This window comes from Streptomyces rhizoryzae, from assembly GCF_023155275.1.
Lineage (GTDB): Bacteria > Actinomycetota > Actinomycetes > Streptomycetales > Streptomycetaceae > Streptomyces > Streptomyces rhizoryzae.
On sequence record NZ_JALMUV010000004.1, the window covers coordinates 1 to 18,737 of the forward strand.

General features: G+C 75.7%; 20 protein-coding genes and 1 pseudogene. 13 read left to right on the forward strand and 8 right to left on the reverse strand.

What is annotated here, in order from left to right; genetic code table 11:
* The coding region (locus tag MUU72_RS04920) for a hypothetical protein (protein ID WP_248011870.1) at positions 1–217 on the forward strand (217 nt) is incomplete at its 5' end.
* A gap of 342 nt (positions 218–559) precedes the next feature.
* Entirely contained in the window at positions 560–1,696 is a 1,137-nt protein-coding gene (locus MUU72_RS04925; RefSeq protein ID WP_248011871.1) for a methyltransferase, read from the forward strand.
* Positions 1,697–1,815: 119 nt separating this feature from the next.
* Here MUU72_RS04925 and MUU72_RS04930 read toward each other — a convergent pair whose 3' ends face one another.
* Both MUU72_RS04930 and MUU72_RS35195 read right to left on the reverse strand, forming a co-directional pair.
* Positions 1,816–1,905 (reverse strand): K(+)-transporting ATPase subunit F, encoded by a 90-nt coding sequence (locus tag MUU72_RS04930; RefSeq protein ID WP_248011872.1) that lies wholly within the window; start codon positions 1,903–1,905, stop codon positions 1,816–1,818.
* 461 nt (positions 1,906–2,366) lie between these two features.
* Positions 2,367–4,601 (reverse strand): mannosyltransferase YkcB-related protein, encoded by a 2,235-nt coding sequence (locus MUU72_RS35195; RefSeq protein ID WP_282503681.1) that lies wholly within the window; start codon positions 4,599–4,601, stop codon positions 2,367–2,369.
* A gap of 344 nt (positions 4,602–4,945) precedes the next feature.
* Between MUU72_RS35195 and MUU72_RS04950 the strand changes: the two are divergent.
* Positions 4,946–5,167, forward strand: a pseudogene (locus MUU72_RS04950) (hypothetical protein); the annotation flags it as partial.
* A 205-nt stretch (positions 5,168–5,372) separates the two neighbouring features.
* A complete protein-coding gene (locus tag MUU72_RS04955) occupies positions 5,373–6,290 on the forward strand; it encodes an RNA polymerase sigma factor SigF (RefSeq protein WP_248011873.1) in 918 nt (305 codons plus the stop codon).
* A gap of 53 nt (positions 6,291–6,343) precedes the next feature.
* Here the strand turns inward: MUU72_RS04955 and MUU72_RS04960 are convergent, their stop codons facing one another.
* The 3 genes from MUU72_RS04960 to MUU72_RS04970 form a co-directional block, all read right to left on the reverse strand.
* Positions 6,344–7,726, reverse strand: a complete 1,383-nt coding sequence (locus MUU72_RS04960) for a cryptochrome/photolyase family protein (protein ID WP_248011874.1) — start codon at positions 7,724–7,726, stop codon at positions 6,344–6,346.
* A gap of 3 nt (positions 7,727–7,729) precedes the next feature.
* Positions 7,730–9,283: an SDR family oxidoreductase gene (locus tag MUU72_RS04965; protein ID WP_248011875.1), complete on the reverse strand. Its 1,554-nt coding sequence runs from the start codon at positions 9,281–9,283 to the stop codon at positions 7,730–7,732.
* 97 nt (positions 9,284–9,380) lie between these two features.
* The gene (locus MUU72_RS04970) at positions 9,381–9,968 is read right to left on the reverse strand and encodes a TetR/AcrR family transcriptional regulator (RefSeq protein ID WP_248011876.1); all 588 of its coding nucleotides are present in this window, start codon (positions 9,966–9,968) and stop codon (positions 9,381–9,383) included.
* A 155-nt stretch (positions 9,969–10,123) separates the two neighbouring features.
* Here MUU72_RS04970 and MUU72_RS04975 point away from each other — a divergent pair, with 155 nt between their 5' ends.
* Both MUU72_RS04975 and MUU72_RS04980 read left to right on the forward strand, forming a co-directional pair.
* Complete coding sequence (locus tag MUU72_RS04975) at positions 10,124–10,558, forward strand: nuclear transport factor 2 family protein (protein ID WP_248011877.1); 435 nt, start codon at positions 10,124–10,126, stop codon at positions 10,556–10,558.
* Between the two features lie 43 nt (positions 10,559–10,601).
* A complete protein-coding gene (locus MUU72_RS04980) occupies positions 10,602–11,477 on the forward strand; it encodes an NAD(P)H-binding protein (protein WP_248011878.1) in 876 nt (291 codons plus the stop codon).
* On the opposite strand, the gene MUU72_RS04985 is transcribed toward MUU72_RS04980, so the two are convergent.
* Positions 11,407–12,492 (reverse strand): helix-turn-helix transcriptional regulator, encoded by a 1,086-nt coding sequence (locus MUU72_RS04985; protein WP_248011879.1) that lies wholly within the window; start codon positions 12,490–12,492, stop codon positions 11,407–11,409. The two genes, MUU72_RS04980 and MUU72_RS04985, sit on opposite strands and share 71 nt — an antisense overlap.
* Before the next feature lie 109 nt (positions 12,493–12,601).
* Between MUU72_RS04985 and MUU72_RS04990 the strand changes: the two genes are divergently transcribed.
* From MUU72_RS04990 to MUU72_RS05020, 7 genes are all read left to right on the forward strand, one after another.
* Complete coding sequence (locus MUU72_RS04990) at positions 12,602–13,009, forward strand: DUF3224 domain-containing protein (protein ID WP_248011880.1); 408 nt, start codon at positions 12,602–12,604, stop codon at positions 13,007–13,009.
* A gap of 220 nt (positions 13,010–13,229) precedes the next feature.
* Complete coding sequence (locus MUU72_RS04995; protein WP_248011881.1) at positions 13,230–13,421, forward strand: hypothetical protein; 192 nt, start codon at positions 13,230–13,232, stop codon at positions 13,419–13,421.
* Complete coding sequence (locus MUU72_RS05000; protein ID WP_248011882.1) at positions 13,418–13,891, forward strand: monovalent cation/H+ antiporter complex subunit F; 474 nt, start codon at positions 13,418–13,420, stop codon at positions 13,889–13,891. Before MUU72_RS04995 ends, MUU72_RS05000 begins: the two co-directional genes overlap by 4 nt.
* A 16-nt stretch (positions 13,892–13,907) precedes the next feature.
* A complete protein-coding gene (locus MUU72_RS05005; protein WP_248011883.1) occupies positions 13,908–14,174 on the forward strand; it encodes a hydrogenase subunit MbhD domain-containing protein in 267 nt (88 codons plus the stop codon).
* Positions 14,171–14,929 carry an MnhB domain-containing protein gene (locus MUU72_RS05010; protein WP_248011884.1) on the forward strand — a complete coding sequence of 253 codons (759 nt, stop codon included), beginning with the start codon at positions 14,171–14,173 and terminating at the stop codon, positions 14,927–14,929. The genes MUU72_RS05005 and MUU72_RS05010 overlap by 4 nt, the downstream gene beginning before the upstream one ends.
* Before the next feature lie 20 nt (positions 14,930–14,949).
* The gene (locus MUU72_RS05015; RefSeq protein ID WP_248012065.1) at positions 14,950–15,297 is read left to right on the forward strand and encodes a sodium:proton antiporter; all 348 of its coding nucleotides are present in this window, start codon (positions 14,950–14,952) and stop codon (positions 15,295–15,297) included.
* Positions 15,294–17,123: a complex I subunit 5 family protein gene (locus tag MUU72_RS05020; protein ID WP_248011885.1), complete on the forward strand. Its 1,830-nt coding sequence runs from the start codon at positions 15,294–15,296 to the stop codon at positions 17,121–17,123. The genes MUU72_RS05015 and MUU72_RS05020 overlap by 4 nt, the downstream gene beginning before the upstream one ends.
* A gap of 19 nt (positions 17,124–17,142) precedes the next feature.
* On the opposite strand, the gene MUU72_RS05025 is transcribed toward MUU72_RS05020, so the two are convergent.
* The gene (locus tag MUU72_RS05025) at positions 17,143–17,763 is read right to left on the reverse strand and encodes an L-threonylcarbamoyladenylate synthase (protein ID WP_248011886.1); all 621 of its coding nucleotides are present in this window, start codon (positions 17,761–17,763) and stop codon (positions 17,143–17,145) included.
* 77 nt (positions 17,764–17,840) lie between these two features.
* A complete protein-coding gene (locus tag MUU72_RS05030; protein ID WP_248011887.1) occupies positions 17,841–18,719 on the reverse strand; it encodes an endo alpha-1,4 polygalactosaminidase in 879 nt (292 codons plus the stop codon).
* Between the last annotated feature and the right edge of the window lie 18 nt (positions 18,720–18,737).

Consider the following 18,737-nt stretch of genomic DNA (forward strand, 5'->3'; position numbering starts at 1 on the left):
GCCCTTCGACTGCAAGGCGGCCCGCCCGCCGTCCCACCACGACCGGCACCATCGCGGCACCGACCGCACACTGACCCGTAACTCGTCGGCGATCACACCATTGCCCTGCCCACCTGCGAACCTCTCGGCCGCCTCCGCGTCGTTCCTCATCCCCCGGCCCCGAACGGCCGAGGTGACCGCGGAACCGGCCGACGCCGCACCGCCGGTACCCGCCTGACCCGGCCCGGTCGCCGGGCCACCGCAGCGCCGGGGGTGCCGCAGCGCCGGGGGTGCCGCAGCGCCGGTGGCGCCCCCACCCTGGGGCGGCGCCACCGGCGTTCGGCTCTCCGCGGCGCCGGGCCTCCGCGGCGGTGGCCCCCTCCGAACGCTGCCGCGCGCGCGGTGCCCCGCCCCGACGACATCTCCTCCTGCCATCCGACGAGTCGGCCTCGTCCTCTTCGTCCAGGAGCCATACGTCAGAAGGCCGAGTCGAAGACCATCACCTGGACGGTGCCGCAGGCGGGGCGCCGCCGCCACAGTGAACGGAGCAGCTACTCGACTCACCAGCCGGAGGCTGACGGTGGACACCCCGAACCCGACGCACCAGCCGACCCCCTCCCACCAGCCGAACCCGACGCACCAGCCGCCCCACTCCCCCCACCCGGACCCGTCCCCCCAGCCGAACCCCCACCCCGACCTCACCGCCACCGCGACGCACGCGGTCGCCGGGCAGCTGATAGAGCAGTCGCTGGGGCACCTCTACTCCGCGGCATTACGGACCGCGGCCCTCCTCCACCTGGCCGACCACCTGGCCGCCGGCCCCCGCACCGCCGCCGAACTGGCCCAACTCACCGGCACCGACACCGCGTTCCTGCGGCGCTGCCTGCGCTACCTCGCCGGGCGCGCCGTGTTCAGCGAGGACGGCAACGGCGCCTTCCACCTCACGCCCGCCGCCCAGTTCCTGCGTACCGGGGTGCCTGGATCGCTGCGCGACGCGGTCCTGATGCTCACCGACGACATCTTCGTCCGCTCCTCCTCCGCGCTCGACGAAACGGTGCGGACCGGGGCGCCGGCCTTCCCCAAGGTCTTCGGCGCCCCCTTCTTCGAGTACCTCAAGGACCACAGCGCCAGCCGCGCCCTCTTCGACACCGGTATGGCGGCGTTCTCCGAACCGGTCGACGAGTTGGTGGCCGGCGCCTACCCGTTCCCCGCCGAGGGCACCGTGGTGGATGTCGGCGGCGGGCGGGGCGGGTTGCTGCGCCACGTACTGCTGCGCCACCCGGGCCTGACCGGGGTGCTGTTCGATCAGGAGCCCGCGCTGCGCGACCACGTCCTGGACACGGCCGACCTGACCGGCCGCTGGCGCACCGAACCGGGCGACTTCTTCACCGCCGTCCCGGAGGGCGGCGAGGTGTACCTCCTCAAGCACGTGCTGCACGACTGGGCGGACGAGGCGGCCGCGCGGATCCTGAGATCCTGCCGGCGGGGCCTGGCCCCGGGCGGGAAGGTCCTGGTCATCGACTCCGTTCCGGCGCCGGGCAACGCCCCGCACCCGGGCCGGGCACTGGACGTGGCGATGATGACCATCGTGACGGGCAGGGAACGCGGCCCGAAGGAACTCGACGAGCTCTTCGCCCGCACCGGCCTCCGCCGCACCCGGATCCTGCCCACCCCCACCTTCGCCTCGATCGTGGAGGCGGCGGCCGCACCGGACTAGGAGCGCACCGCTGTTCCGTCCCGCCTGAGGGTGCGCGCCCGCCCCTCAGGTCCCGTGTCCGTGCCAACGCCGGGCCGGAGCCGTCCCGGCGTCGTGTCGGAGCCGGCTCACCACCGGTGTCAGAAGCGGTCCGGGAACTTCACCACGAGCACCAGCAGACCCACCAGCGACACCGCCACCAGGATCCCCACCACGCGCTCCGCGCTCATGCCGTCCCCACCGCCCCGCGCCCCGGCACCGGCACCCCACTCGCCGCCGGCCGCCGCCCCCGCCTTCCCTCCCCGACGCCCGGCGCCCGGCTCCCGTCGCCCCGCTCCGTACCGACGGGCCTCCTCGTCACGATGAGTCTCCTCGTCACGATGGGTGCTCTCCTCGTTCTCGCCGTGCTGCGGCCCCCGTCCGGCTCCACGGTGGCGGTTCGGCGGGGTGCCGCACGAGGACCCCGCCCGCTTCCTTGACGGAATCCGAACGCACCGTGGCCCGAACGGCCGGGACGCCCACGGCCGGGACACGCACGGCCGCGCATCCGAACGGCCAGGACGTGACCGGCCAGGAGGCGAACGCCCAGGTCACGACCGGCCAGGACGCGACCGCCCGGGAGGCGCATGTCCCACCGCGGACGCGCCGCCCGCCTTCCGCCCCCGGCGCCCGCTGCCCCTCCCGACCCCTGTCACCGTTCCACGGCGGCCTCCGCCGAGCAGCGGTAGAGGTCGTACCCCTGACCCGGGACGCGGGCGCAGTGGGCGCGCACCCAGGGGGCGAGGGCTCGGCCCGGGGTGGTCGCCGGTCCGCCGAGGACGACGTACCGGAGGCGGCCGGTGGCGACGAGGTGGCGGAACGCGGCCGGGCTGGGCGTCGGGGCCGTACCGGTGAAGCCGCCCATGGGAAGCACGGGCGCGCCCGCGTGCAGGATGTACGGGGAGGCGGTGCGCCAACTGGTGGTGGCGAACAGGTAAACGGCCCCCTCCCGGTGGGCTCGCACGTACGCCAGCAGCTGCTGCTGGCGCGGGGTGAGCGCATCCTCTCCGGGGGCCGGCGGGAGCGCGCCGGTGCGGGGGCGGGACCGTTCGCCGGGTGCCTGGCGGGACGGCTGACGCGGCGGTGGGTGGTTCGGCTGGTCGGTCGGCCGGTGGTGCGCCGCGCCCGGGTCCGGCCCGCCGGGACGGGGTTGGCGCCGGTGGGGGGCCGTATCGTCGGCCGCATGGCGCACGGCGCGGTGCCGGATGGCCACCGGCCCCGTCGCCCCCATACCGGAGTGCCCGTACACCGGATCCAGGACGGACGAGGCCCAGGCGGCCGACGGCAGCAGCATGGCCACGAGGCCGGCAGCAAGGCCGAACACCGCCGGCCGCCGCCGCCCGGCACCGTGCTCGGAGGACGGGACGCGGGTGCGGGCCGGCAGCCCGGCGGCCGCGGACGGTCCCCCGCTCGCCGCCGTCCGACCGCCTCCGGCACGGACCCGGGCACCGGCCAGCAGGGCCAGTGCGGCCGCTCCGCACCCGAGCGCGGCCGGGGCCAGCCACGGCAGGAACGCGGGGAACAGCCGGCCGATGCCCACCGACCAGACCACCGTGCCGGCCACCACCGTCGGCAGCGCCCAGGCACGCGCCCGCGCCCCGCTCAGCCAGGCACGCCAGAACTGCACCGTTCCCGCGCCGAACAGCGCCGCCAACGGGACGGCCACCACCCCCATGTAGTACGTATGGCCGCCGACCGCCCCGGCACTGAACACCAGGAAGTACGTGGCCAGCCACACCCCCCACAGCACGAAACCGGCCCGCAGCGGATCCGTCCGCGGCCGTCCGCGGCGCCAGAGCGGCCCGCACACGGCGGCGAGCGCCGCGGCCGGATAGAGCCAGCCGACCTGGGACACCAGCGACGGTCCGAACATCTTCGCCCACTGCGCGACGCCGGACCCGGAGTGGCCGGTGGGCGGGCCCGGGGCGGTGCCCGCCATGGTGGAGACCGGGACGCTGCCGGTGTCCGCCGCGCTGATCCCGAGCCCGGAGAAGCGGTTGAGGAAGTTGTAGCCGACGACCTGGCTGACCGCCGAGTTGTTCGTCGTCCCGTCGATGTAGGGCCGGTCGTGCGGCGGGGTGAACGTCACCAGCAGCACCCACGACGCCGATACGGCCAGGCACAGCGCGCCCGCCGCCCCGAGGTGCGCCAGGCGGCGCCGCCGCGTCGTCGGCGCCGCCAGTACGTACAGCAGGCCGAGCGCGGGCAGCACCGCCCACGCCTCCAGCATCTTGGCCTGGAAACCCAGCCCCACCCAGGCACCGGCCGCCAGCAGCGGCCGCAGCCGTGCCCGGCGCGCCGCGCGCAGGGTGGCGTCGGCGGCCAGCAGCACGAGCAGGGTGAACGCCGGGTCCTCCACCTGCGTACGGAACAGTCCGGCGATGGCCGGGGTGAGTGCGAAGGCCGCGGCCGCCAGCAGCGCCGCGCTCTCCCCCGCCCAGCGGCGTACCGCGCGACGCAGCACCACGACGCTGAGCACGCCCTCGATCACCTGCGGGAGGGTCAGTGCCCAGGCGTGGAAACCGAAGATCCGGATGGCGAGCGCCTGCGGCCACAGGAAGCCCGGAAGCTTGTCGATGGTGATCGAGTTGCCCGGGTCGAAGGACCCGAACAGGAAGCCGCGCCAGCTCTCCGCCATGCTGCGCGCCGTCTCGGCGTAGAACGCGTGCAGGCCGCTGTGCTGGATGTCCCAGGCGAACAGCACCGCCGCCCCGGCCAGGACCACGGGCCAGCCGACCCTGACCCACCGCGGCCGGCCGCCGCCCCTTCCCGCCCCGGCCGACGCCCCCTCCCCGGTGCCGGGGCCCGTACCGGCGGGCGGACCGCCCGGCACCGCGGACGCCCCCGCGACACCGGTCGCCTCCGTTCCGGAGGTGGTGCTGGCCATGGACGAACCTCCCTGGTGGACATCACCGCTCGGTCTGCGAGATGCCGCTGCCGGGGCCGGGGATCCGCGCCTCGCCGATTGTTCAGCCAACGTTCAGATCGTCCGGCGGGACGAGGGGTGCCGCGGTTCCGGCCCGGTGTCGGTCAAGCACCCCTCCCGCGGCCCGAACGCTCCGGAACCCACGGCGGGCGTGCCGGACAGCGCCGCCGGGAGAAGGCCGCCTCCCGAGCTCCCGCGCACCGGCCGCTCGTTGACCGCCTGGTCCGACGCGCTTCAGGGCGTCCCGCCGCCCGCCATCGCCAGCCTGCGCAGGGCGGCTCTCCGCAGCTCCCCGGGGCCCGCCGCCCCTGCGCGTGCGGGAGTTCGGCCTCGGGTACCTCGTCCACGCCACCTGCGCCAAGCCGACCGACCCCGGTGAGCGGCCGCTGCCCACCTCGCCGGGCGGCAGCAGCTTCGTCGTGGCCAGGGGCACCGGCATGGTCCCGTCGCTCCTCAACCACCCGCCGGAACAAGCCATCGCGCGCTCCCGCAGGCAGCAGGAGCGGGCGGCGGGCGCGGGCGGGTGACGGCGGCGGCGTCCCGCTGAGCGAGGCGCCGGCCCGCGGCCGGTCCGCGCGCCCCGTGGCATGCACACACCGCACCGCGCACCACAGCGCCACCGCCCTGTCAAGATTCCGGCTGGCGAAAAAGTGGCGCTGGATGTTTTGCGGTGTGCGCGCCGGGCAGACGCCGTGTACCAGACCATGATCCAAATTATGGGAGGGCAGCTTCATGGCGGCAGTGGCAGCGCAGACCGGAGTGCGACAGGTCCAGCACCGGGAGGACGACCGGGCGGTCAGCTCCGGGACCGGCGGGCCGGAGCCCACCGGGACCGCGGGGCTGCCGCAGATCACCGACGGGTCCAAGATTGCGCCGAAGGACGCCAAGGTGCTGTCGCGGCCGTTCTTCGAGCGGCTGGCGGAACTGGAAGAAGGCACCCACGCGTACCAGTACGTGCGGAACACCCTGGTCGAGATGAACCTCTCCCTGGTGCGGTTCGCCGCCTCCCGGTTCCGGCACCGCGGCTCCGACCCGGGGGAGATGGAGGACATCATCCAGGTCGGCACCATCGGGCTGATCAAGGCCATCGACCGGTTCGACCTGTCCCGGGAGGTCGAGTTCACGACCTTCGCGGTGCCCTACATCGTCGGCGAGATCAAGCGGTTCTTCCGCGACTCGACGTGGGCGGTGCACGTACCGCGGCGGCTCCAGGAGCTGCGGATCGAGATCGCGCAGGCCAAGGAGCGGCTCTTCGTCCGCCTCGACCGGGACCCCACGGTCTCCGAACTCGCCGAGGAGCTGAAGATCTCCGAGGAAGAGGTGATCGACGGTCTGATCGCCGGCAACGGCTACACCGCCGGCTCGCTGGACCAGCCCACCGACCCGGCGGAGGACGAGCCCAGCCGCTCGCTCGCCGACGCGCTCGGTGACGAGGACCCCCGGCTGCAACTCGCCGAGGACCTGCACGCGCTGACGCCGCTGGTCCAGAAGCTGGACCGGCGGGACCGGCGGATCCTCACCCTGCGGTTCGTGCACGAGAAGACCCAGTCGGAAATCGGCAAGGAGCTGGGCGTCTCGCAGATGCACGTGTCCCGGCTGCTCGCCCGGATCCTGGGCCGGCTCCGGACAGGACTGCTCGGCCAACCCTGATCCCGCGCGGCCAGGGGCCCGGTCCGCCGGTCGGCGGCCGGGCCCTTTCGTGCTCACCGCCGGCCCTGCTCCCGGCCCCGCCGGAACCGCTCGGCCCCCTCGGCCAGTTCGACCAGCCGTTCCGGATACGCGAGGTCCGCGCGTTCGGCGGCGGACAGGCGCCAGGGCTCGTGGACGGCCGGTCCGGGGAGCCCGGCGAGTTCGGGCACCCAGCGGCGGACGTAGGCGCCGTCCGGGTCGTACCGCCTGGCCTGGCGGACGGGGTTGAGGACGCGGTTGGGCCGGGTGTCGGTGCCGGTCCCCGCCACCCACTGCCAGTTGAGCTGGTTGTTGGCGAGGTCGCCGTCCACGAGCAGGTCGAGGAAGTGCCGGGCGCCGACCCGCCAGTCGACGTAGAGCGTCTTGGTGAGGAAGCAGGCGGTCAGCAGCCGGCCGCGGTTGTGCATCCAGCCCTCGTGGCGGAGTTGGCGCATGGCCGCGTCGATCACCGGGTAGCCGGTGCGGCCGGCCTTCCAGGCGGCGATCTCGTCGGCCGCCGCGTCCTCGGTGCGCCAGCGGTCGTGGCGGGTGCGGTAGTCGCCGGCGGCGGCGCCGGGCCGGGCGGCGAGGACCTGGTGGTGGAAGTCCCGCCAGGCGAGCTGGCGGACGAAGGCGTCGGCACCGGGGCCGCCGCGCCGGCGGGCCCGGTGCACCACCTCCACGGGGGAGACCGTGCCGAAGTGCAGGTGCGGGGAGAGCCGCGAGGTGGCGTCGCCGGCCAGGTCGTCATGGCGGTCCGCGTAGGCCGCCGCGCCACCGCGCAGCCAGGCCGTCAGGCGGCTGCGGCCCACCGCCTCCCCGCCCGGCGCCAGTCCCTTCGAGACGCCGGGGACGTCGGTGGACGACGGGACCGCGGCCGAGCGGACGTGCGCGGGCACCGGGACCGTGCGCGGGGCCGCCAGGACCGCGCGCAGCGGGTGCCCGGCCCAGCGCCGGTAGTACGGGGTGAAGACCGCGAAGTGGTCGGTGGACGCGGGGGTGAGCGCACCGGGCGGCACCGCGGTGATCACGGCGTCGTGCACGCGCAGCCGGCGCCCCTCGGCCGCCAGGGCGCGGCGCAGCCGTTCCTCGCGGCGGGTGGCGTAGCCGCTGACGCCGGCCGCCAGGTGCACCTCGCCGGCGTCCGCCTCGGCGGCCACCCGGCAGACCTCCTCGACGGGGTCGCCGGCCCTGATCACCAGGCGCCCGCCGCGTTCCCGCAGGCCGGCGTCGAGCTGGGTGAGGCAGTCGGCGAGGAACGCCCGGCGGTTGGGGGCGTCGAACCCGGCCGCGGTGATCGCGCGGTCGCGGACGAAGAGCGGCACGACGGCGTCGGCGGAGCGGAGGGCCGCGCGCAGCGGCGGGTGGTCGTGCAGCCGCAGGTCGGAGGTGAAGAGGACGACGGCGGTGGGGGGCATGGTTCAACTCCGGTCGCGGGCGGGCGGGTCGGTGGGGGCGGGCGCGGGGTGCGCGGCCTCCGCCGCCGCTTCGGCGATGTTGCGGGCCATCCCGCCGAAGACCACGGCGTGGAACGGGGAGACGCTCCACCAGTAGGCGTGGCCGAGCAGGCCGTGCGGGTGGAACACGGCGCGCTGCCGGTAGCGGGAGCGGCCGTCGCCCTCCGGTTCGGCGCGCAATTCCAGCCATGCGAGGCCGGGCAGCCGCATTTCGGCGCGCAGCCGCAGCAGCCGGCCGGGCGCGATCTCCTCCACGCGCCAGAAGTCCAGGGAGTCGCCGGCCCGGAGCCGTCCGGCGTCGCGCCGGCCGCGGCGCAGTCCGACGCCGCCGGCCAGCCGGTCCAGCCAGCCGCGGACGGCCCAGGCGAGCGGGAAGGAGTACCAGCCGTGCTCGCCGCCGATGCCCTCGATGACCCGCCAGAGCACCTCGGGCGGGGCGTCCACGTGCTGCTCGCGGCAGTCGGTGTAGAGGCTGCCGCCGGCCCAGTCGGGGTCGGTGGGCAGCGGGTCGCTGGGGGCGCCGGGGACCGCGGCGGAGGACCAGCGGGTGGCGACCTGGGCCTCCCGGACGCGCTGGAGGGCCAGACCGACCGCGGTGTCGAAGTCGAGCGGGTGGCCCGGCGGATCGGGCAGGTAGCGGGCGAGGTCGTGTTCCCGGCAGACGACCTCGTGGCGGAGGGACTCGGTCAGCGGGCGGGCGATCGCCGCGGGCACGGGGGTGACCAGGCCCACCCAGAGGCTGGAGAGCCGCGGGGTGAGGACGGGGACGGACAGCACCAGCCGGGGCGGCAGTCCGGCGATCCGCGCGTAGCGGCGCATCATCTCGCGGTAGGTGAGGACTTCGGGGCCGCCGATGTCGAAGGCGCGGTTGACGTCCGCCGGCAGCCGGGCGCAGCCGACCAGCAGGCGCAGGACGTCGCGGACCGCGATCGGCTGGGTGCGGGTGTGCACCCAGCGGGGGGTGAGCATGACCGGGAGGCGTTCGGTGAGGTAGCGCAGCATCTCGAAGGAGGCCGAGCCGGAGCCGATGATCACCGCGGCCCGGAGCACCGCCGTCGGCACGCCGGAGGCCAGCAGCACCCGGCCCACCTCGGCGCGCGACCGCAGGTGCGGGGAGAGGGCCTCCTCGGGCACGCCGGCGGGGGTGAGTCCGCCGAGGTAGACGATGCGGCGGACGCCGGCGGCGCGGGCCCGGTCGGCGAAGACCTCGGCGGCCCGGCGGTCGGTGGCCTCGAAGTCCTTGCCGGTGCCCAGGGCGTGCACCAGGTAGTAGGCGACGTCGACCCCGTCCAGGGCCGCGCCGACCGACGCGGCGTCGGTGACGTCGCCGCGCACCACCTCGACGTCACCGGCCCAGGGGTGGTCGCGGAGCTTCTCCGGGGAGCGGGCGAGGCAGCGGACGGTGTGGCCGGCGGCCAGCAGTTCGGGGACCAGCCGGCCGCCGATGTACCCGGTGGCCCCGGTCACCAGACAGACCGGTCCGGGGCCGTCTCCGGGTGCCGTCTCCCGGTCGTTCATGCCGCCACCGCCTCGCCTCGTCGGGTACCCGTCCTGGCTGAGCACCCATCACAGCCGGTCGGGGGTCGCGCGGCGGCGCGCCACGCCGCCGGGGACGTCAGGCCCGCGGTGTGTCCGGCAGCACCGAGTGGACGAAGGCGGTCAGCCGGTTCCGGATCTCGTCGAACGGCAGCCGTTCGACGGTGGCCAGGTGGGCGATCAGGTCGGCGCGGACGGCGGCGAGCAGGGCGTGGGCGAGGAAGCCCGCCTGCCCGGCGTCGGTGCACCGCGCCAGGCTGTCCCGCAGGGTGGTGTGCCACCAGGTGTAGGAGGGGCTCGCGTACGGGCTCGACACACCAGATTCCTCCAGGGCCAGGTGGAGGCTCTGGTTGTCGAGCTTGAAGCGGGCGAGGGCGTCCAGGACGGCGGGGATGCGCTCGTGCGGGGGCGCGTCCGGCCCCAGGGGGGCGGGCCCTTCGGCGACGGCCCGGCGCAGGGGCGCGGAGCGGCGTTCGGCGAGGGCCTGGAGCAGGCCGGTGCGGTCGGTGAAGGCGCGGAAGACCGTGCCCTTGCCGACGCCGGCGGCCGCGGCGACGGCGTTCATGCTCACCTCGGCCGGGCCGCTGCGGGCGAACAGCTCCTCGGCTGCGTCCAGGACGGCTTCCCGACTGCGTACGGCGTCGGCGCGCTGCCGTGGTGCGGGCATCGGTCGAGACCTCCCTTGCGAAACGGACCGGCGGTCCGTATGGTTGAAACGGACCGGCGGTCCAACCGTAGCGGACGACCGCGCCGCACGCACCTGCGCGGCCCCGGCTCCCGCCCGGCCGCCCCGCCCCCACCCGCTCCCCGAGGAGAGACCGCATGACCTCCGCGCCCGCCCCCGCGACCGCACCCGCCCGCCGGACACCGGAAGAGCTCTTCCGGCACGGGCTCCGCCTGCTGCTGGACCAGGACATGACCGGCTGGGTGGACCTCTGGGACGACGCGGGCGTCTTCGAGTTCCCCTTCGCCCCCGAGGACCGCCCGCGGCGCCTGGAGGGCAAGCCCGCCATCGCCGCCTACATGGCCGACTACCCCCGCCACATCGAGCTCCACGACTTCCCCGAGGTGACGGTCCATCAGACGCAGGACGCCGCGACGATCGTCGTCGAGATGGCCGCGACCGGCCGGCTGGTCGCCACCGGCGCCCCGTTCGCCATGTCCTACGTCGCGGTGGTCACCGTGCACGACGGCCGCATCGCGCACTACCGCGACTACTGGAACCCGCTCGGCGTCCCCGCCTCCATGCGCGCCTGACGCCCGCCCCTCTACGACCGCTCCCCCACCCAGGAAGGCACCCATGACCCCGTACGGCAGCCCGTCCCCCGCCCCCGGCCCCGTCCTCGTCACCGGCGCGACCGGCACCACCGGCAGCCGCCTGGTGGTCCGGCTGCTGCGCGCCGGACACCCCGTCAGGGCCGCCGGCCGCCGGGCGGCCCCGGTCGCCGGTGCCGAACCGGTGGCGTTCGACTGGTCCGCACCGGCCACCCACGACGCGGCCCTCGACGGCGCGGCCGCCCTCTACCTCGTGCCGCCGCCCGGCGCCACCGACCCGGCGGACGTCATGCTGCCCTTCCTGGACCGCGCCCGGCGCGCCGGAGTGCGCCGGGCGGTGCTGCTCAGCTCCTCCCTGGTCCCCGCCGGCGGCCCGGCGACCGGACAGGTGCACCGGGCTCTGCCCGGCCACTTCCCCGAGTGGGCGGTGCTGCGCCCGTCGTGGTTCATGCAGAACGTCACCGGCGGGCACCCGCACGCCCGGAGCATCCGCGGCGACGGGGTGCTCACCACCGCGACCGGGCGCGGCCGGGTCGCGTTCATCGATGCGGACGACATCGCGGCGGTGGCCGCGCACGCCCTGACCGACCCGGTGCCGCACAACACCGACTGGGTCCTCACCGGCCCGCAGGCGCTCTCCTACGACGAGGTCGCCGCGCTCGTCAGCCACGTCGCGGGCCGACCGGTGCGCCACCGGGCGGTGTCCGGGGCGGAACTGCGGGCCCGGTACGCGCGGGACCTGCCGGACGCCTTCGCGGCGTTCCTCGCGGAGCTGGACCTCCGGATCGCCGGCGGCGCGGAGGACCGGGTGACCGACAGCGTGGCACGCGTCACCGGGCGTCCGCCCACCTCGTTCGCCGCGTACCTGCGGGCCAACGCCGCGCTGTTCGAGGCGGGTTGAGCGGTCGGCGGGCACCGCGCTCCGGTTCACCTCGCCGCGGTGCCGGGCTGCCGTTCCGGTAGCGGTCCGCCAGGGCGGCCACCGCGTCGGCCACCGCCCGGCGCAGCGCGGGCGGGCCGAGCACCTCCGCCCCGGCGCCCAGTCGGAGCAGGTCGCCGACGGCCACGGCCGGCCCCTCGACCGGCAGCTCCACCTCCACCCAGCCGTCGCCGTCCGGCTCCCCGGCGGCCTCCAGGGCGCGCCGGCCCACCGCGCCGTAGTACATCGGCAGCAGCTTGCGGGCCGGCGGGGAGAGCCGCAGCCGGGCCGTGCCCTGGTACAGCGCGGCCTCCAGCCGGCGGGAGGACTCCGCCCAGTAGGCGGCCAGGTCGAAGCCGGCCGGGCGCTCGAACCCCTCGCCGGTGGCCTCCACCTCCAGGAACCGCGCGATCCGGTACGTCCGCACGGCGTCGTCCACCTGCGCCACCGCGTACCAGATACCGCCCTTGAGGACGATGCCGAGCGGGCGCAGCTCCCGGTCGACCTCGCCGCGCCAGCGCCGGTACCGGGCGCGCAGCACCCGCTGCTCCCACACCGCGTGGGCGACCGGCGCCAGGTGCGCGACGGGGTCGGCGTCCCGGAACCACGCCGGTGCGTCGAGGTGGAAGCGGTCCTGGATCCGCCGGCTGTGCTCGGCCGGGCCGTCCGGGAGGGCGGCCTGGAGCTTGAGCTGCGCGGTCGCCAGTACCGGGCCCAGCCCCAGGTCTCGGGCCGGGCCGGGCGCACCGGCGAGGAAGAGGGCGCCGGCCTCGGTGTCGGTGAGCCCGGTCAGGCGGGTGCGGTACCCGTTCATCAGGCGGTAGCCGCCGTCCGGTCCGCGGTCGGCGCGGACCGGGACGCCGGACGCGCCCAGGGCCTCGATGTCGCGGTAGACCGTGCGGACCGACACCTCCAGTTCCGCGGCGAGTTCGGGGGCGGTCATCCGGCCGCGGTTCTGGAGCAGCAGGAGCAGGGCGAGGAGCCGGTCGGCGCGCATGGCGGGATTATCCCGCGTACCTGACAGGAGGTGTCAGGTACGGGGGCCAGGCTGGTCGCACCCGCCGCACCGGCACCGGCCGTGCGGCAGACCGAGAGGACGTTCCGCCATGCCCGCGCAGACCACCGGCCGCATCACCTACACCAACTGGGAGGAGAGCAAGGCCGGTCCGGACGGCACGCACCCCCGGCTCGCCCGCGCCTGTGTGACCAACAGCTTCGCCGGCGGCATCGAGGCCGCCGGGACGACCTGCGAGTACACCCTGGTCTACACCGGCGACACCACCGGCACCTTCACCGGCCTGGAGCTGCTGGCCGGCCGGCAGGACGGGCGCGCGGGCAGCTTCGTCATCGAGCAGCACGGCACGTTCGGCGCGGACGGCACGGTGCGCTGCGCCTTCGAGGTGGTGCCGGGGACCGGGACCGGTGAGCTGGCCGGTCTCTCCGGCAGCGGCACCTTCACCCACCGGGCCGGCGAGCCGTCCTTCCCGTACACCTTCGACTACCGGCTGGGGTGACCGCCGCTCCGCGCCGCCCGGGGCCCGGGGGAAACCGCGGGTATGCCGGGCGGCGGGGCGGGCAGGCGGTGGGCGGGACGCGCACACCGGCGGCGGCGCCGGGTCCCGGGCCCGGCCCGCACCCCGTCGGAGTAACGCCCGGCGCGGTGACCCGGCGGCCTCCCGTGCGCGTGTGAGCCTGGGGCCGGCGGAGCCGAGTCGTGCGGCGGGAGGTGCGCGGATGACACGCCGGAGGGCGCTCGCGGTACTCGCCGCGGGTGCCGAACTCCTTGCCTGGTGGGCGGTGTTGACCGGCCTGTGGATGGTGCTGATCTCCAGCGTCGACACCCTGGAATGGGTGGTGGGCGGGCTCGCCGCGCTGCTCGCCGCGTGCGCCGCCCGCGGCACCCGGCGCGCCTCCGGCACACCGTGAACGGCTGGACGGCCGCGGGCACCGCGCTGCTGGTGTGCGGTGCCCTCCCGGCCGGCTGGGGCGTGGCCACCGGCCCGGTGCGGCGCCGGGTGGTCGCGCAGAACGCCATGACCACCCTGCTCAGCCTGGTCTTCCTGCTGCTGGCCCAGGGGTTCGTGCGGACCGCGTACCAGGACACGGCGCTGGTGCTGGCGGTGCTGGGGCCGGCCGGGACGCTGCTGTACGTGCGGCTGCTCGCGGACCGGCTGGCGGCCGGGCCGCCGCTGTCCCGCCCGCTGTCCGCCGTGACGCCGCTCAACTACGTCGCCGTGGCGGTGGTCGTGGTGCCGCTGGCGGTGGTCACCGACCCCGGCAGGGCGCTGGTGAAACTGCTGGTCATCGGGGTGCTGCTGGTACTGGGCAGCGGAGTGGCGGGACGGGCCGTCGCGGTCGCGGTGGACGCCGGGCACGGGCCGCGGGGCCACATCTGAGGAGAGGGGAGACACCGTGTCCGAGCTGCCGGTCCTGCTGGGGCTGCTCTTCGTGGCGGTCGCCGCGACCGCGACCGTGCTGGTCCGCGACCCGGTCCGGCAGTCGTTCCTGCTCTCGGTCCTCGGGCTGGCGCTGGCGCTGCTGTTCCTGCTGCTCCATGCGCCGGACGTGGCCCTGTCCCAGCTGGCCGTCGGTTCGGCGCTGACGCCGCTGATGGTACTGCTGTCGGTCCGCAAGGTCCGGCGGCGGGCCCGCGACGAGCGGCGGGAGGAGCAGGCGTGAGCCGGCGGGTGCGGGCCTGGGTGCTGGTCCTGGGCGGTCTGGGCTTCGCGGCGCTGTTCGCCGCGGCGTGCGCCGGACTGCCGCACTTCGGCGGCGACCTGCACCCCTACGGGGACCGGGCGGTGCGGGCCGCGCTGCTGCGGCACACCGCCAACGCGGTCGCGTCGGTCAACTTCGACCAGCGGGCCTTCGACACCCTCGGCGAGGAGTCGATCCTCTTCGGCGCGGTGCTGGGCACCGTGGTGCTGCTGCGCCAGACCCGCGACGAGAACCGCCGCCCGCCCGCGCCCGCACCGGTCGCCGCCCCGGTGCGCCGCTACGCCCGGCTCGCGCTGCCCGTCACGCTGCTGATCGGCCTCTACATCGTGGCGCACGGCCAGCTCAGCCCCGGCGGCGGCTTCCAGGGCGGGGTGGTGGTCGCCACCGCCCTGCACCTGCTCTACATCGCGGTCGACTACCGCGCGCTGGAGCGGATCCGCCCGGTGGGGCTGTACGAGGTCGGGGACGCCGCGGGCGAGGCGGCGTACCTGCTGGTGGGGACGGGCGCGCTGGTGGCCGGTGCGGCGTTCCTGGCCAACGTCCTGCCGTACGGCACCTTCAACACGCTGTCCTCGGGCGGCACCGTCCCGGTGCTGAACGCCGCGATCGGGGTGGAGGTGGCCTGCGGGGTGGTGGTGCTGCTGGCCCGCTTCCTGGACCAGGCGGTGGAGATCGAGGATCCGCCGGCGGACGCGCCGGAGGGGGCCGCGAAGTGAACGCGATCGGGGAGAACGCGATGGGAGTGCTGCCGTACGCGGTGGCCGGCTGGCTGTTCCTGATGGGCTGCTACGGCCTGGCCACCAGCCGGAACCTCATCCACGCGGTGGGGTGCCTGGCGGTCTGCCAGGCATCGACCTATGTGCTGCTGCTGGCGATCGGCTACCGGCGGGGCGGTACGGCGCCGGTCTTCTCCGACGTCACGCCCGGTTCCCGGCCGGTGGTCGATCCGGTGGTCCAGGCACTGGTCCTGACCGACATCGTCATCGGTGCCACGGTGACCGCGCTGCTGCTGTCCCTGGTGATCCAGATCGCCAAGCGGCACCGCACGGTCGATCCGGACGAGCTGTCGGAGCTGCGGGGGTGAGCGTCGCGCGGCTGCTGCCGCTGATCGTGGCCGTGCCGATGTTCGGCGCGGCGCTGCTGGTGGGGGCGGGCCGCCGGCTGCCCCGGCACGCCGCGGAGGTGCTGGGCTGCGTCTTCTCCGGCGGGGCGGCGGCGCTGGCGCTGGGTGCGCTGGCGGCCACCTCCGGCGCCGCCCCCCGCCCGGCCGAGTGGGTGGGCGGCTGGCGGCCGCGGCACGGCGCGGGGGTGGGCATCGTGCTGGTCGGCGACCCGGTCGGCCTGGGGCTCGCCGCGCTGGTGTCCGTCCTGGTGCTGGCCTCGCTCGCGTACGCCTGGCGGTACTTCGACGAGCCGCCGCCCCGGCACGCCGGCTCCTACCCCGGCCTGGTGCTGCTCTTCCAGGCGGGCATGTGCGGTTTCGCGCTCACCGGCGACCTGTTCAACGCGTTCGTCTTCTTCGAGCTGATGGGCGTGGTGGCCTACGCGCTGACCGGCTACCGCGTGGAGGAGGCCCGCCCGGTCCAGGGCGCGCTGATCTTCGCGCTGGTCAACTCGCTGGGCGGGTACGCCGCGCTGCTCGGCATCGGGCTGCTGTACGCGCGCACCGGCGAACTGGGGCTGGCGCAGATCGGTGCCCGGCTGGACGCGCACCCCGGCGGGCCGGATCCGCTGCTGGTCGCCGCGTTCACCCTGGTCGCCGCCGGGCTGCTGGTCAAGGCCGCGGCGGTGCCGTTCCACTTCTGGCTCGCGGACGCGCACGCGGTGGCCCCGACGCCGGTGTGCATGCTGCTGTCCGGCGTCATGGTGGAGCTGGGGCTGTACGGCACCGCGCGGGTGTACTGGACGGTGTTCGCCGGGCCGGGCGGCATCCCGGGCGCGGCGGTGCACCGGGCGCTGCTGGTGCTGGGCGTGCTGACCGCGCTGCTGGGCGCGGTGATGTGCTGGCTCCAGCGCCATCTGAAGCGGCTGCTGGCGTACTCCACGGTCGCGCACACCGGGGTGTTCCTGGTCGGCCTGGCGACGCTCGGGCCGCGGGGCACCGGCGGGGTGGTGCTGTACGTGCTGGGGCACGCGGGCGTGAAGGCCGCGCTGTTCGCGTGCACGGGCGTCCTGCTGGACCGGTACGGCAGTGTCGACGAGCACCAGCTGCACGGCCGGGCGCGCGAACTCCCTTGGGTGGGCGGCCTGTTCGCGGTGGGCGGGCTGGCGCTGGCCGGGCTGCCGCCGTTCGGGACGGCGCTCGGCAAGGCGGTGGTGGAGGAGGCGGCCGGCGGCTGGGCGACGGCGCTGTGCGTGGCGGTGTCGGCGGCCACCGGCGGTGCGGTGCTGCGCGCGGCGGCCCGGGTGTTCCTGGGCCTGGGCGCCCGGCACCCGGCCGACGCACCGGCGCCGGGCGAGGAGGGCGGGGAGGAGACCACCGGGAAGGACGAGGAGCCGGAGACCCGGGGCGGGCTGCTGTCCCGGATCCCCGACACCATGCAGGTGGTGCCCGCGGTGCTGCTGGCCGGGGCGCTGGCGGTCGGCCTGCTGCCCGGGCTGCGCGCGGCCGCCGGGCGGGCCGCGGCCGCCTTCACCGACCACCGCGGCTACACCGCGTCGGTGCTGCACGGCGTCCCGGCGCCGCCGGCGGCGGGGGAACCGCCGGACTGGTCGGCGGCCGGGATCCTGTGGGGCCTGCTGGCCACCGCGCTGGCCGTGGCGCTCGCGCTGGCGGCGGTCCGGCGGCCGGTTCCCCGGGAGGCGGCGCGCTGGACGGTGCCGCTGCGCCGCCTCCACTCGGGCCACGCCGGTGACTACGTGGCGTGGTTCCTGGCCGGGGTGACCGTCCTGGCGGCGCTGGTGCTCTGAGAGCGGCGCCGCCCGGTGGTCACTCGAAGCGGGCCGGGTCGCCGGCGCCGCGCCGGACGATCTCGGGGACGTCCCCGGAGAAGTCCACGACGGTGGTGGGCTCGGTGCCGCAGTCGCCGGAGTCCACCACCGCGTCGATCACGTGGTCCAGGCGCTCCTTGATCTCCCAGCCCTGGGTGAGCGGCTCCTCCTCGTCGGGCAGCAGCAGGGTGCTGGAGAGCAGCGGCTCGCCCAGCTCGCCGAGCAGGGCCTGGGTGACGGTGTGGTCGGGGATCCGGACGCCGACGGTCTTCTTCCTCGGGTGCTGGAGCTGGCGCGGGACTTCCTTGGTCGCGGGCAGGATGAAGGTGTAGCGGCCGGGGGTGGCCGCCCTGATGGCGCGGAAGACGTCGTTGTCGATGTGCACGAACTGGCCCAGCTGGGCGAAGTTCTGGCAGACCAGCGTGAAGTGGTGGCGGTCGTCGAGGTTGCGGATCGACCGGATGCGGTCGAGTCCGTCGCGGCTGCCCAGCTGGCACCCCAGGGCGAAGCAGGAGTCCGTCGGGTAGGCGATGAGTCCGCCGGAGCGGATGGTGTCGGCCACGGTCCCGATGGTGCGGCGCTGGGGGTTGTCGGGGTGAACGTCGAAGTACTTGGCCATTTTCGCGAGTCTAGGGGATGCGGGTGCGAAGCGGCGTGCCCGGCGCGGGGGCCCGGCCACCGCGCCCCGATGGGCCGTCAGCAGGCGGCGTGGACGTAGCCCGGGTCGCCGGGGCGGCCGACGTCGCGGTCGCGCAGGACGAAGGAGAGGCGGTCGCCCCAGGTGCGGCAGGCGGTGGCGAAGTCCTGGCGGCGGTATTCGATGTCGAAGACCCGGTTGCCGTAGGCGTCGGCGTAGTCGGCGCACTCCTGGTAGCGGGCGCACTCCTCGGTGACGGCGAAGTCGAAGCCGGTGCGGCGGCGTTCGGGGAGCAGGTCGCTGGTGTTCTTCTGGGCGGCGGCCAGGCCCCGGTCGTGCGCCCGCCGGGTCAGCAGGGCGGCGAAGGCCAGCGCGTCGTCCTCACTGAGCAGCCCGTCGGAGCGCTGGTAGGAGTCGAGGTTGTCCGGTTCGACGGCGTCGAAGCCGGCCTTGGCGCAGCCGTCGATCCAGGGGCCGACCACGCCGAGGAGTTCCTCGCGCTTGGCGGCGGTGGAGATGTCGAGCAGCGGCTCGTTCCAGTCCTCGTCGATGACCGGCTCGCCGTCCCGGCCGCGCAGCAGGAGGCCGGGGTGGTGCTGCGTCCACCACCGGGTCGCCTCGTCGCCGGGCTGGGCCTGGAAGGCGTTGACGTAGCAGACGTTGTAGCGGCCGGCGGCCGGGGGCGCGGTGCGGTCCCGGGAGACGACCCGGACGTCGCGGGCCGGCGGGTAGGGGCCGCCGATCTGGTAGTCGAAGACGGCGTCGGCGGCGGGCAGCCGGACACCGTGCGGGGCGGTCGCCGGGGCGGTGGGGTGATCGCCGCCGGCCGGCGGCGACGAGGGGGAGCAGCCGGTGAGCGGCAGGGCGGCGAGCGCGAGGACCCCGGCGGCGCGGCGCAGCGGCGCGGGCCTGCGGGACACGGCGGACGTGGGAGGCACGGCAGGCCACTTTATCGG

Bases quoted from the DNA above. Each gene is read 5' to 3' on its own strand.
- MUU72_RS04990 (WP_248011880.1), top strand. From the start codon at position 12,602: ATGCCCGCGCAGACCACCGGCCGCATCACCTACACCAACTGGGAGGAG.
- MUU72_RS04975 (WP_248011877.1), top strand. From the start codon at position 10,124: ATGACCTCCGCGCCCGCCCCCGCGACCGCACCCGCCCGCCGGACACCG.
- MUU72_RS04965 (WP_248011875.1), bottom strand. From the start codon at position 9,283: ATGAACGACCGGGAGACGGCACCCGGAGACGGCCCCGGACCGGTCTGT.
- MUU72_RS05025 (WP_248011886.1), bottom strand. From the start codon at position 17,763: ATGGCCAAGTACTTCGACGTTCACCCCGACAACCCCCAGCGCCGCACC.
- MUU72_RS04985 (WP_248011879.1), bottom strand. From the start codon at position 12,492: ATGCGCGCCGACCGGCTCCTCGCCCTGCTCCTGCTGCTCCAGAACCGC.
- MUU72_RS04980 (WP_248011878.1), top strand. From the start codon at position 10,602: ATGACCCCGTACGGCAGCCCGTCCCCCGCCCCCGGCCCCGTCCTCGTC.
- MUU72_RS05015 (WP_248012065.1), top strand. From the start codon at position 14,950: ATGGGAGTGCTGCCGTACGCGGTGGCCGGCTGGCTGTTCCTGATGGGC.
- MUU72_RS04995 (WP_248011881.1), top strand. From the start codon at position 13,230: ATGACACGCCGGAGGGCGCTCGCGGTACTCGCCGCGGGTGCCGAACTC.
- MUU72_RS04970 (WP_248011876.1), bottom strand. From the start codon at position 9,968: ATGCCCGCACCACGGCAGCGCGCCGACGCCGTACGCAGTCGGGAAGCC.
- MUU72_RS04960 (WP_248011874.1), bottom strand. From the start codon at position 7,726: ATGCCCCCCACCGCCGTCGTCCTCTTCACCTCCGACCTGCGGCTGCAC.
- MUU72_RS04930 (WP_248011872.1), bottom strand. From the start codon at position 1,905: ATGAGCGCGGAGCGCGTGGTGGGGATCCTGGTGGCGGTGTCGCTGGTG.
- MUU72_RS04955 (WP_248011873.1), top strand. From the start codon at position 5,373: ATGGCGGCAGTGGCAGCGCAGACCGGAGTGCGACAGGTCCAGCACCGG.
- MUU72_RS35195 (WP_282503681.1), bottom strand. From the start codon at position 4,601: ATGGCCAGCACCACCTCCGGAACGGAGGCGACCGGTGTCGCGGGGGCG.